This window comes from Ancylomarina euxina, from assembly GCF_003863355.1.
In the GTDB taxonomy this organism is placed as follows: Bacteria; Bacteroidota; Bacteroidia; order Bacteroidales; family Marinifilaceae; genus Ancylomarina; species Ancylomarina euxinus.
The window spans coordinates 1-12,800 of sequence record NZ_QQWG01000005.1 but is presented as its reverse complement, the minus strand read 5'-3'; the positions used below and the strand labels follow the sequence as shown (position 1 = coordinate 12,800).

10 protein-coding genes are annotated in these 12,800 nt (G+C 37.1%); 6 read left to right on the top strand and 4 right to left on the bottom strand.

All coding sequences use genetic code 11. The features are described from left to right. Window positions 1–12: 12 nt before the first annotated feature. Window positions 13–672, top strand: coding sequence for a DUF5020 family protein (locus tag DWB61_RS06600; RefSeq protein WP_125030112.1), 660 nt, complete (start codon window positions 13–15; stop codon window positions 670–672). 77 nt (window positions 673–749) lie between these two features. Then, the gene (locus DWB61_RS06595) at window positions 750–2,072 is read left to right on the top strand and encodes an NCS2 family permease (RefSeq protein WP_125030111.1); all 1,323 of its coding nucleotides are present in this window, start codon (window positions 750–752) and stop codon (window positions 2,070–2,072) included. 114 nt (window positions 2,073–2,186) lie between these two features. Here DWB61_RS06595 and DWB61_RS06590 read toward each other — a convergent pair whose 3' ends face one another. Further along, entirely contained in the window at window positions 2,187–2,978 is a 792-nt protein-coding gene (locus DWB61_RS06590) for an alpha/beta fold hydrolase (protein WP_125030110.1), read from the bottom strand. Between the two features lie 499 nt (window positions 2,979–3,477). On the opposite strand from DWB61_RS06590, the gene DWB61_RS06585 reads away from it, so the two are divergent. From DWB61_RS06585 to DWB61_RS06575, 3 genes are read left to right on the top strand one after another with little or no spacing between them, the layout of a single operon-like run. Beyond that, the gene (locus tag DWB61_RS06585; RefSeq protein ID WP_125030109.1) at window positions 3,478–4,134 is read left to right on the top strand and encodes a succinate dehydrogenase cytochrome b subunit; all 657 of its coding nucleotides are present in this window, start codon (window positions 3,478–3,480) and stop codon (window positions 4,132–4,134) included. 19 nt (window positions 4,135–4,153) lie between these two features. Next, window positions 4,154–6,094, top strand: a complete 1,941-nt coding sequence (locus tag DWB61_RS06580) for a fumarate reductase/succinate dehydrogenase flavoprotein subunit (RefSeq protein ID WP_125030108.1) — start codon at window positions 4,154–4,156, stop codon at window positions 6,092–6,094. A gap of 3 nt (window positions 6,095–6,097) precedes the next feature. Further along, window positions 6,098–6,859 carry a succinate dehydrogenase/fumarate reductase iron-sulfur subunit gene (locus DWB61_RS06575; protein ID WP_125030107.1) on the top strand — a complete coding sequence of 254 codons (762 nt, stop codon included), beginning with the start codon at window positions 6,098–6,100 and terminating at the stop codon, window positions 6,857–6,859. Here the strand turns inward: DWB61_RS06575 and DWB61_RS06570 are convergent. Together DWB61_RS06570 and DWB61_RS06565 are read right to left on the bottom strand one after the other, a co-directional pair. Beyond that, window positions 6,849–7,313, bottom strand: a complete 465-nt coding sequence (locus tag DWB61_RS06570; protein WP_125030106.1) for a septal ring lytic transglycosylase RlpA family protein — start codon at window positions 7,311–7,313, stop codon at window positions 6,849–6,851. The two genes, DWB61_RS06575 and DWB61_RS06570, sit on opposite strands and share 11 nt — an antisense overlap. A gap of 134 nt (window positions 7,314–7,447) precedes the next feature. Then, window positions 7,448–8,554, bottom strand: a complete 1,107-nt coding sequence (locus DWB61_RS06565; RefSeq protein ID WP_125030105.1) for a hypothetical protein — start codon at window positions 8,552–8,554, stop codon at window positions 7,448–7,450. A 527-nt stretch (window positions 8,555–9,081) separates the two neighbouring features. On the opposite strand from DWB61_RS06565, the gene DWB61_RS18015 reads away from it, so the two are divergent. Continuing rightward, on the top strand, window positions 9,082–11,340 hold the full coding sequence (locus DWB61_RS18015; RefSeq protein ID WP_125030104.1) for an NADP-dependent malic enzyme: 2,259 nt from the start codon (window positions 9,082–9,084) through the stop codon (window positions 11,338–11,340). Window positions 11,341–11,394: 54 nt separating this feature from the next. Here DWB61_RS18015 and DWB61_RS06555 read toward each other — a convergent pair. Next, the coding region (locus DWB61_RS06555) for a lamin tail domain-containing protein (RefSeq protein ID WP_191984769.1) at window positions 11,395–12,800 on the bottom strand (1,406 nt) is incomplete at its 5' end.

Below are 12,800 nucleotides of genomic sequence, written 5' to 3'. Positions count from 1 at the left end.
TTTATTAAACCGATGAAAAAACTTTTTACAATTTTCGCAATTCTTTCAGCTTTTGCTGTAAATGCTCAAAATTTCCAATTGCACCGTGATTTGGAACGTGGACATTACACATCGACTTTCGAGATGTTTAAGATGGATAAGTGGGGTAACACCTTTACCTTTGTTGACTTTGACTACGATGCAGAGAATGGAATTAACCAAGGTTACTTTGAAATTGCTCGTGTATTAAAAACTGAAAAAATGCCAATTGGACTTCATATTGAGTACAATGGTGGTGTTGGTAACGCTGAAGTTCCTGGTGTTGGTAGCTTTGGTTACACTATCAACGATGCTTGGATTTTTGGTGCTAACTATTCACAAGGATCTGCAAAGTGGGGATTCTCTACTTATGCGGGTTATAAAGCAATTAAAAATGCTGACAAAGCTAACTTCCAGGTAACTGGAACATGGTATGTCAACATGCTTGATGGAAAAATGACTTTTTCTGGATTCGCTGATCTTTGGACTGAAAAAGGGTTAAGTGACAACACAATCTTCTTGACAGAGCCACAACTTTGGTATAACGTAAACAAGAATTTCTCTTTTGGTGGTGAGGTTGAAATTTCAAACAACTTTGCTGGAATCGAAGAGTTCAAAGTACGTCCTACTTTAGCTGTTAAGTGGAACTTCTAATCAATTCCATTATCACAATATAAATGAACTGCAGCTTACCATCTTTTGTAGGCTGCAATTCACAATTCTAAACAAGCATGTTAGATAAATTTTTTAATATAACAGGACTTGGTTCAACCATGAAGACAGAAATTGTCGCTGGTTTAACCACCTTTGCCACCATGGCATACATTCTTGCTGTTAACCCATATTTCCTTTCAGTAGCGGGTATGGATTACGGTGCTGTAATGACTGCAACAGCGCTTTCTGCAGTTGTTGCGACTCTAGTTATGGCATTGGTTGCAAAACTACCTTTTGCTTTGGCTCCAGGAATGGGACTAAATGCATTTTTTGCATTCACAGTATGTGGTGTAATGGGATGTAGCTGGCAATTGGCTCTTACAGCAGTATTTGCCGAAGGTATCATCTTCCTTTTACTAACCTTCTTTAACGTTCGTGAAGCGATTATTAATTCCATTCCAACCAACATCAAGCATGCAATTTCTGTAGGTATTGGTTTGTTCATTGCCTTTATTGGTCTAGCTCACAAAGATGTTGCTATTATTGTCCCTGGACAAGGAATTCCAGTTCATTTAGGTGATCTTCATTCTCCAGGAGCATTGCTTTGTATCTTAGGTATTATCATTATTGGTGTACTATTAATTCGCAACGTAAAAGGAGCAATTCTTATTGGTCTTCTTGCTGTAACTGTTGTAGGACTTATCCCAGGGCTAGGCATTACAAGTCTTCCTAAGGATGGAGCTCTTGTTAGTCTTCCTCCATCATTAGAGCCTATCTTCTTTAAGTTTATTGGATTGGATGAAATACTTTCTTGGAAATTTGTATCTATCCTATTCGTTTTTCTTTTTGTCGATATGTTCGATACTGTAGGAACTCTTGTAGGTGTCGCTTCAAAAGCTGATCTTTTGGATAAAGACGGAAGAGTACCTCGCGTGAAACAAGCTCTTTTTGCCGATGCTGTTGGTACTACTGTAGGTGCTGTAATGGGGACATCAACAGTAACAACCTATGTTGAAAGTGCTGCTGGGGTTGCTGAAGGAGGAAAAACGGGCATGACTTCGTTAGTTGTAGCCTTCATGTTCTTCTTAGCCTTATTTTTCACCCCTTTATTCACTATGATTCCTGCTGCTGCAAGTTCTTCTGTTCTTGTAATCATCGGTATTTTCATGATGAGTCCTATCACCAAAATCAACTTTGATGATTACTCAGAATTCATTCCAGCTTTCCTTACTATGATTATGATGCCACTTACATATAGCATCGCAGAAGGTATTGCATTCGGTATGCTTTCGTACGTAATTCTTAAAGTTCTTACTGGTCGTTATAAAGAGCTTAACATACCAATGATTTGTATCGCACTAATATTTGTATTAAAATACATTTACAATATTGGCGAATAAATTTATTATATAGATCAATTTGAACATCAGTCCTTGACTCTTGTTCAATTTTTTATCTCGAAATCTGATCTAAATGCAAGCTCCACGACCCCAATCGTGGAGCTTATTTTTTTTTTATAAATCTGCCAAAATAGATTGGACTGCTGCAATGCATTTTTCTTTTTCTTCAATAAAGCTCATATGACCAGAATGCTCAAAAACAAATGGCTTCATTCCATTATTATGAGCCCAATCAACTCCTTTCTCAAAAGGAATAAAATTATCTTCCTTACCTATAAAACTATATTTAGGGACTGATAATTCTCTTAATATTTTATTTCTATCCTGACGAATCATCATCGCATTTAAAGCAGCAATTATCCCCTCGTCCTTGGTGCGTGATGCAATATCTATTAAAGCGTCAATCACATCAGAGAAAGCCTCTTGGTTTTTAGTCGAAAATGTATTAGGAATTGCAGTACTACAGATCAATTCCTTTTTGCCTTTTCTGATGAATTCAATTTCTCGAGCTCTGTTAGCCCTTTTATCTTCGGTATCGGCATTGGCCGATGAATGCATAAAAGTGAAACTCGCCAAATTATGGGCATATTTATCGGCGAAAGCCAAAGCTACATAGCCTCCCATAGAGTGTCCAATCAGATGAATCGGATGAGTATTCAGATGTTGAATGACGGCATAAACCGCATCAGCCATATCCTCAACCGAAACATGATCTTGCTTTAAGTCCGACTCTCCATGTCCTGGTAAATCAATGCAAATTATCCTAGCCGATTTCGACAGGTCACAAGCTATGGCATCAAAAGTCTCAATTGACTCAAGATAACCATGCAGAATAACTATAACAGCACCATCTCCCTGATCACTGAATCTAATTTTATATTTTATAGTATCAATCCATTTTATCATCTCTTCCCTTTTTATAGTTTATGTAAAAATACCGAAATAAAGAATTTAAAAAATTCAAAACAAGTCGGTGCAAAGCTGTTCTCATAAAAGATTCATAATTATACAATATAATTGTAAGTTCGAGAGTGTTAACTATGGTCAGTAATCTATTTCACCTTCATATAGTATAATTCTCCACTCGTCAGCCTAGTAATTCATTATACCTTTCTAAATAAGAATAATACGACTAAGCTTGTTTTAAAACATATGAAAAATTAATAACTTGCAGATATTTACTGAGAATATTAAAGAATAAATTCAGTAATTGATTTAAGCTTAATCACATAGGTTTTCACTAAGAAATAACCACTTAGGATATTGCTAAACAGGTTATTGTTAGAATCAATCTAAATAAATTACATGTGTTAAGTAATATTGTTTTCTCACACATGAGCATCTACATTTGCAATTGAATTAGTTAAACCTTAGAATAAAAACAATCTAATTAATTTTTAGTCCTATGAGCAGTTTCTTAAGTTCATCAATTGGGAAAAAGCTGATAATGAGTTTATCAGGCCTTTTTCTTATTGTTTTTGTGTTGGTTCACCTTATATTAAACTCATTTTTGATGTTTGACAGTACTGGTGAATTATTCAACGCTGGAGCTCACTTTATGTCTTTACCAATTATCCGTTTCGGATTACAGCCGGTATTGTTTGGTGGTTTCATTATCCACATCATTTATGCTATTACTTTAACTCTACAGAACCAAAAGGCTCGTCCTCAAAAGTATGCTGTACAGAACTTAAGTAACAGTAGTACTTGGTCGTCACGTAATATGTTTGTTTTAGGTGGGCTAGTATTGGTTTTCATCGCTATGCACTTGATGCATTTCTTTGTACCAATTCAAATCGAAGGTAATGTACATGATGATGCTCAATTGGTAAAAGCTCTTTTCACCAATGGTTCAATGGGATTAGTTTACACTGGTCTTTATGTATTAGGCGCTATCCTTCTTGGATTACACCTTGCTCACGGATTTTGGTCAGCTTTCCAATCAATTGGATTTAGCAATAAAATCTGGAAGAAACGTTTAGAAAAGGTATCTTACTTCTACGCAATTTTCGTTGCTGCAGGATTTATAATCATTCCTTTGTACTTACACTTTTTTGCTTAATTGCTAAAATTTAACGGTTATGACAGTATTAAATTCAAAAATTCCAGCCGGGCCTTTAACTGAGAAGTGGTCGAAGCATAAAGCTGCCATTAAGGTAGTTAGCCCTGCTAACAAGAGAAAATTAGATATTATCGTTGTGGGAACTGGCCTTGCTGGTGGATCTGCTGCTGCTTCATTGGCAGAGATGGGATACAACGTAAAAGCATTTTGCTACCAGGATTCAGGTCGTAGAGCTCACTCTATTGCTGCACAGGGTGGTATTAACGCTGCAAAAAACTATCAGAACGATAACGACTCCGTTTTTCGTTTATTCTATGATACAATTAAAGGTGGTGACTATCGTGCTCGCGAAGGTAACGTTTATCGTTTAGCTGAAGTTAGTGGCGAAATCATCGACCAATGTGTTGCTCAAGGTGTACCTTTTGCACGTGAGTATGGTGGAACTTTATCTAACCGTTCATTTGGTGGTGTATTGGTAAGTCGTACTTTCTATGCTCGTGGTCAAACCGGACAGCAGCTATTGTTAGGTTGTTACGCTTCTATGAACCGTATGATCGGACAAGGTAAGATTGAAATGCATGAGCGTAACGAAATGTTAGACATCGTAACTATAGATGGAAAAGCTCGTGGTATTATCACTCGTAACCTAGTTACAGGTGAAATCGAGCGACATGGTGCTCACGCTGTAGTTATCGCTTCAGGTGGATACGGTAACGTATTCTTCCTATCAACCAATGCAATGGGTTGTAACGGTGGTGCTGCATGGCAAGCTTACAAGAATGGTGCTTATTTCGGAAACCCGTGTTTCGTGCAAATTCACCCAACTTGTATTCCTGTTCACGGTGAACAACAGTCTAAGTTGACTTTGATGTCTGAATCACTTCGTAATGACGGACGTGTTTGGACACCAAAGAAAAAAGAAGATGCAATTAAATTGCAAAAAGGACAGATGAGTCCTAACGATATCTCTGACGAGGATCGTGATTTCTATCTAGAAAGAAGATACCCATCATACGGTAACTTGGTACCTCGTGACGTTGCTTCACGTGCTGCTAAAGAGCGTTGCGATGAAGGTTTCGGTGTTAACGAAACTGGAAAAGCAGTATATCTTGACTTCAAATACTCAATTGAGCGTTTAGGTCGTGATGTAATTGAAGCTCGTTATGGAAACTTGTTCCAAATGTACGAGAAGATTACTGATGCGAATCCTTATAATGAGCCAATGCAGATTTATCCTGCAATTCACTACTCAATGGGTGGCGTATGGGTTGATTACAACTTGATGACTAATATCCCAGGTCTTTATGCTATTGGTGAGGCTAACTTCTCGGATCATGGTGGTAACCGTTTAGGTGCTTCTGCTTTGATGCAAGGTTTAGCTGATGGATACTTTATCCTTCCTTATACAATTGGTGATTACTTAGCTGATGAAATTCAGACTCCTCGTGTTGACATGAATCATCCAGAGTTTGTAAAGAAAGAGAAAGCTGCTACAACTCGTATGGAACGTTTGTTCAACATTAAGGGTTCTAAATCGGTAGATTCTTTCCACAGACGTTTAGGTAATATCATGTGGGATTACGTTGGTATGGCTCGTAACGAGAAAGGTTTGAAATATGCTATAGAAGAGATTGCTAAAATCCGTGAGGATTTCTACAAAGATCTTCGTATTCCTGGTGAATTCAATTCAATGAACATCGAGCTTGAAAAAGCTGGTCGTGTTGAAGACTTCCTTGAATTAGGTGACTTGATGGCACGTGATGCACTGAACCGTAACGAATCTTGTGGTGGTCACTACCGCGAAGAATCGACTACAGAAGAAGGTGAAGCTAAGCGTGATGACGAGAACTTTACTTTTGTATCAGCTTGGGAGTACAAAGGCGAAGGTCAAGAACCTATTTTACACAAAGAAGATTTAGTATTCGAAACTGTTGAATTAACACAACGTTCATACAAGTAAGCCATGGCAGATAAAATATTAAAAGAACTAACAATAAGGGTTTGGCGTCAAAAGGATGCTAAATCTAAAGGGAAATTAGAATCCTATAAAATCAATAACATCTCAGGTGGAACTTCTTTCCTTGAAATGCTTGACATCTTAAATGAAGAGCTAATCAATAAAGGAACTGAGCCTATTGCATTCGATCACGACTGTAGAGAAGGTATCTGTGGAATGTGTAGCTTATTCGTAAACGGACGTGCTCATGGACCAGATAACGATATCACGACTTGTCAGTTGCATATGCGTAAATTCTCTGAAGGTGAAACAATCACAATTGAGCCTTGGAGAGCTGGTGCTTTTCCAGTAATCAAAGACTTAATCGTTGACCGTATGGCTTTCGAGAAAGTACTTCAGTCAGGCGGTTACATTTCAGTAAATACAGGTGGTGTACCTGATGGAAATGCGATTCCTATCTCTTATGATGATGCAGAAGAAGCTATGGATGCTGCGGCTTGTATTGGTTGTGGTGCTTGTGTAGCTACTTGTAAAAACTCATCGGCTATGTTGTTCGTTTCTGCTAAGGTATCTCACCTTGCAAAACTTCCACAAGGTCGTGTTGAGGCTACTCGTCGTGCTAAAAACATGGTGGCTAAAATGGATGAGTTAGGTTTTGGTAACTGTACCAATACTGGTGCTTGCGAGGTAGAATGTCCTAAGGGAATTTCTATTGCAAACATTGCTCGTTTGAACCGCGAATTTTTAAGCGCTACTATTAAGGAGTAATTAGACTAAAATCTAGATATGAAGAGCGTTGCCTTAGGGGAACGCTCTTTTTCTTTATCAGAAATTCTAAAGGCAGAATCATTAAATCTCTACCATTAACAGGTCTTATCTGAACATTGAAAATACCTTGATTGAGGTCACCTATAGCTTTAGCTGCTGCTTTGGATAAATCAATAACCCTTCCTTTGACGTAGGGCCCTCTATCATTTATTCTTAAGTAAACTGATTTTTTATTATCCAGATTTGTCACTTCTAACCAAGTTCCAAATGGCAAAGTCATGTGTGCAGCAGTAAATTCTTCCTGTGAGAAATATTCTCCATTAGCCGTTAATCTTCCATCAAACCAATCAGAATAGAAAGAAGCCTTCCCTTTTACAAATGGAGTTTGAGATTTCTGGGCAAACAAATTTGAACCCAGAAGTATAAAAAAGAAAATAAAGATAGATAACTTCATGTTTTAAATATAGTTAAAGCTTCCAGAATCCCTAACAACTGTCGATAAATTGTTACACTTTGAAATCTATTGAAGTTTTTTAGCAAAAAAATCCGACTTAATAAGCCGGATTTTTAAGAATATAAAAATCAGAATTAGTTCATATTACTACTAGCAAGATTAGTGTAATAAACCTCTCGTGCAACTTTATCAACAATATGCTTAACAAATTTCATATCGTGCATCGAAGAGAAAATCTTATTCATTAACTCAAGGGTATTAGCAGTTAATAATTCAGACAGCTGAATACTTGTACCATCTTCAAAAGTAATTTTAATATCACGTCCTTTTCTACAGAAAGCCACATGTGCTTCATCAGATTCATACTTATGTGTTACCTGTATCTTAGCACCTTCCTGAAGTTCACCATTTCTATATACCACATAGCTCTCAGATTCCGAATTCCAGATAATTTTTATATTCCCTAATTCAAGAGAATACTTCAATTCTCTCTTATCTGTATCATCTGATTTAGAAATTTCAACTTCTTCTCTAAAAAGAATATCATCACCCTTCATAAGATTAAATGCATAACTATACATTTCATTCAATCCAAACTCAACTCCAACTGAGAAATCATCTGCAAAAGTAAACTTCGATTGATAATCGAAATTCATATTTTCAGAGATTGACCAATCAACAAACAACTCTCCGGCCTTTTCGTCTTCAATCTCAATTTCCGAATTCAATAAATAATCAAATTGCATACCACCTAAATATGAATAATTATATTCATTTGTCGTAATAACAAAATCATTAACATATTCAACATCTTCATCTACATAAAGTTTCCAAGGACGCATTGCTTTTTCCTTTGGCAAACGTAGAATGAAAGATTCAGAATCGGCCACTTTATCAAATACCTTTAGGTAACCATACTTGGTAATACCTTGCTGTTCAGTAAGCCCTTTTTTATAATCGTAAATACCCTTAATATCATTAAGAGTTATAGTCATAACATATCTGGAGTCATCACTTTGGCCACCACCCATTTTCATACTTGCATCATCAATCGTGATTATTTCAAATCCTTTAGATTCAGAGATATCAACAACTGCATCTGCTAGAGCATTAGCTTTAACTTCCATAAGTTGTACAAGAGAAAGATCTTCTTCTAAATTATTATCAGAGTCGTCTGAACAACTCCATAATGCTGCTGAAAACAAAAGCAGCGTTCCAATACAAAAAATACTTTTTTTCATACACATAGAATTAAGTTATTATCATCTAATAAGGTCATATGAACAAAACCTATAGATCATGGTTAATACTATTTTTCACGATATTCACACAATGTGACTTTGAACAATGACAAAGAGTATACCAGTTTTTAACATTTACGTTAAATATTACATTTACATCCGCTCTAAACGTTTAAAATTCAGCTTTCGAAACGATAAGTTACGAAAAAAGGCTAATAAAACTCAATTAAGATTTAAAGCACCTTTTGTGGAAATATATTCTATCGTGTGGAATAATTCTACAAATTACAAGTCTTGATCGTAATAAAAGCAAAAAACATCTCATCTGGATATCCTATTTAGATTTCTTCTAAAAGAATTAATTCGGAATTTAATAAAACGAAATGTATAGTCTGGAAGTCAGTGAAGTTGGGAAATTGCAAGCTGTTCAACAAAGGCAATTGTCTTTTAGTTCTCTTTTAAGATCGTAACACAAATTATTACGACTTATAAAAGCAAGTCAACTAACCCATTCTAAAGAATTAGCCATGGCTAAATTTACCAAAGAAGATGCACTTCGATACCACGAAGGCAACCGACCAGGAAAAATTGAAGTTATCCCAACCAAACCCCATTCTACACAATTAGACTTATCCTTAGCCTACTCGCCAGGAGTTGCTGAACCTTGTTTAAAAATACAGAAAAACCCTGACGATGTTTATAAATATACGGCAAAAGGGAACCTCGTCGCCGTTATATCAAACGGAACAGCGGTTTTGGGTTTGGGTGACATAGGTGCTGAAGCAGGCAAACCCGTTATGGAAGGGAAAGGCCTTTTGTTTAAAATCTTTGCTGATATCGATGTATTCGATATTGAAGTCGACACTAAAGATGTAGATGAATTTGTGAAAATAGTGAAAGGCATAGCCCCAACTTTTGGAGGGATTAATTTGGAGGACATAAAAGCTCCCGAGTGTTTTGCGATTGAAGATAGGCTCAAAACTGAACTCAATATCCCCATAATGCACGACGATCAGCATGGCACCGCTATTATCTCGTCTGCAGGCATGCTAAATGCTATCGAAATCCAAAAGAAAAAAATAAGTGATATTAAATTGGTTGTAAATGGTGCAGGCGCTTCCGCAGTAGCATGTACACGCCTTTACATCTCACTGGGGATGAAAAAAAAGAATATCATAATGCTGGATAGTAAAGGAGTGATACACAAATCAAGAACAGATTTGAGTGATATCAAGCGGGAATTTGCCACCTCCCAAAATCGTCATACGCTCGAAGAAGCCATAAATGGTGCTGATATGTTCCTTGGCCTTTCGGTTGCGAATGTGCTCTCGCCTGAGATGGTTAAAAGCATGGCTGACCGTCCTATTGTGTTTGCCTTAGCGAATCCCAACCCTGAAATCGCCTACGATCTTGCGATAAAAGTAAGAAATGATTTAATCATGGCCACTGGTCGATCAGATCATCCCAATCAGGTAAACAATGTCCTTGGCTTTCCATTTATCTTTAGAGGAGCTTTAGACGTAAAGGCAACTGGCATAAATGAAGAAATGAAAATTGCCGCTGTAAAAGCTCTCGCCAATTTGGCCAAAGAAGATGTTCCAGATATGGTAAATACTGCTTATAAGGAAATGAATCTGAACTACGGGACTGATTATATTATACCGAAACCTCTTGATCCAAGATTGCTAACCATAGTGGCACCTGCTGTTGCAAAGGCAGCTATGGAGTCGGGTATTGCCCGTGCCCCTATTACAGATTGGGAAGCTTATGAAATGGAATTGGAGCAACGTATGGGTCGAGACAACAAATTGCTTAGATTATTAACCAATAAAGCCAAACAAGATCCTAAACGAATTGTATTTGCCGAGGGAGAAAATTTCAAGGTTCTAAAAGCAGCCCAAACAGTATTAAACGAAGGTATTGCTCAGCCTATATTACTGGGAAATAAAAAAGAAATAAAACAAATAATTCATGACAATGAACTTGATATCGAAGATATTCCAATAATCGATTGGAGATCCGAAGAAGAGCAGAAACGACGCGAAAACTTTGCGAACATCTTATTTAAGAAAAGAAATAGAAAAGGCTTGACTTGTGCTGAAGCACTAGAACACATGACAAATCGAAATTATTTCGGCGCCATGATGGTAGAAACGGGAGAAGCTGATGCTCTCATCAGTGGATCAACATCCAAATATGCCGATACCATAAAACCAGCGATTCATACTGTGGGTATAAAACCTAAAATTAACCATATTGCAGGCATGTACCTTTTAATGACAAAGCAAGGGCCCATCTTTTTCTCAGACACAACCGTCAACCCGCGTCCAGATGCACAAACGATAGTTGATACAACTTTATTGACTGCAGAAGCCGTTCGTAAATTTAATATTGAACCCGTCATCGCACTTGTATCCTATTCAAATTTTGGATCGATACGAACAGGGAGCCCTGTTCGTGTTCAGCAGGCCGCAGCAATATTACACCGCGATCACCCAGATCTGATTGTTGATGGAGATATACAGATGAACTTTGCTTTAAATTGTGAATTACGAGACCAAATGTTCCCTTTTTCAAAACTTGGCAAGCGAAAAGTTAACACCATTATATTTCCAAACCTAAGCAGTGGAAATATTGCTTACAAAATGATGCAAGAGTTGGCTCAAGTTGAAGCCATAGGTCCTATTCTACTGGGAATGAACAAATCAATTCATGTAATAGCTCTCGAAAGTTCTGTTCGTGAAATAGTGAATATGGTGACCATTGCAGTAGTCGATGCGCAATAAGTTCAAAAAAGGCAGAAAGCTTTAGTTGAGTTAATTTCAACTAAAGCTTTTTTATCACTTCAACTTCCCTCCCAACACACAAGTTTTTTTATAGGTTTTTACATCTCCATCGGGATGAAATAATTCAAAATAGAAAACATATATCCCAATTGGAGCCCGCTCCTTACTTGCGAGTAAACCATCCCAAAATAATTCATCATGTGTTGATAAAGTCAGATTACTTGCCAATCGTCTAACCTCATTCCCAAAACTATTATAGATTCTAATGTTCGCCACATAACCACTTTTCCCCAAATCAAAATTAATGATCAACCTATCATCAAGACCATCATTATCAGGAGAAAAAACTTTAGATTTAAACCCAACAACATTAACTACCCTTTCGTCAATATCGTAGGATGAGTTTTTCAAGCCTGGTGTTCCAAAGCCGACACTTTGAGCTGCCGATATCCAATTTGATGTCAAATTCGTTTCGTTATTTGGATTTATTCTCTCCAAGGAGACTCCTTCAGTGGAAATCAGTCCCTGGAAATGCATATTTTCATTGTAAGCAAAATCATCTAACTGCTCATTATTGCTATTCAGGATGACAACTCTCCCCTCATCATCATTATATGAAGGCAAATTCTTCAATTGCAGAAAAGTTTTTTCTTCATAATGGCTGTAATTCGACTTAATATTCGACGTATCCGTGCTCAATAAAAGATAAGCCCCTGATTCCAACATTTGAGATTTATCACTCAAAGGATAAACAGCATCGAGCTGATAATTTTTATCCCGATTGGCAATATACAAATCCCGAATATCAATCATCCCATCGGAAATATTAAGCAATTCAATATAGTCGGCCCCACCGGGATAAGGATTAAATAAAACTTCATTTATAACCAAATCACCTGCTTCTGGAAGATCTGCTAGTAAAAATTCTAATTCTCGCTCTTGAATCGGGTTACCTGCTAAATCGACAAGTAAATCAGATAGCGTTAGCTGAAAGAGAATATTGTGTTCAAAATCTGATGTGAAATTCAATCGCAAAGCGAATCTATCATTTTCAATTTCGTCTATTTGCGTTGGATGACCAATATCATGATTAAGCAAATAGTTTTGAATCTCAAAAGCCTGACTAAATTGGATCGTCTCACTAAAAAAGAGATCAATAGAGTTGGAGGCACTCACGTCAAATTTCAATAAGCTTGGTGGAATAACATCAGCATTCTGACCTTTAATTGAATTATCCTTCCCTGGAGTCCCACCACTTTCATCCAAAGAGGCTCGCCAATTATCAGCTTGCCAGGAATGATTGTTACAATCAATTCTTTCCAAACTCCAACCACCATCCTTCTTTTCTTCATCAGCATACCAATCCGATGAATAGGTGACTTGATCAAGCAACACGCCTGATAGAGATTCTAAGGAAATACGGACACCTGAATTGGTCAAACTTGGGAAACTACTAAGAC

Coding starts and splice junctions, on each gene's coding strand:
- DWB61_RS06600 (WP_125030112.1), top strand. CDS start 13: ATGAAAAAACTTTTTACAATTTTCGCAATTCTTTCAGCTTTTGCTGTA.
- DWB61_RS06595 (WP_125030111.1), top strand. CDS start 750: ATGTTAGATAAATTTTTTAATATAACAGGACTTGGTTCAACCATGAAG.
- DWB61_RS06590 (WP_125030110.1), bottom strand. CDS start 2,978: ATGATAAAATGGATTGATACTATAAAATATAAAATTAGATTCAGTGAT.
- DWB61_RS06585 (WP_125030109.1), top strand. CDS start 3,478: ATGAGCAGTTTCTTAAGTTCATCAATTGGGAAAAAGCTGATAATGAGT.
- DWB61_RS06580 (WP_125030108.1), top strand. CDS start 4,154: ATGACAGTATTAAATTCAAAAATTCCAGCCGGGCCTTTAACTGAGAAG.
- DWB61_RS06575 (WP_125030107.1), top strand. CDS start 6,098: ATGGCAGATAAAATATTAAAAGAACTAACAATAAGGGTTTGGCGTCAA.
- DWB61_RS06570 (WP_125030106.1), bottom strand. CDS start 7,313: ATGAAGTTATCTATCTTTATTTTCTTTTTTATACTTCTGGGTTCAAAT.
- DWB61_RS06565 (WP_125030105.1), bottom strand. CDS start 8,554: ATGAAAAAAAGTATTTTTTGTATTGGAACGCTGCTTTTGTTTTCAGCA.
- DWB61_RS18015 (WP_125030104.1), top strand. CDS start 9,082: ATGGCTAAATTTACCAAAGAAGATGCACTTCGATACCACGAAGGCAAC.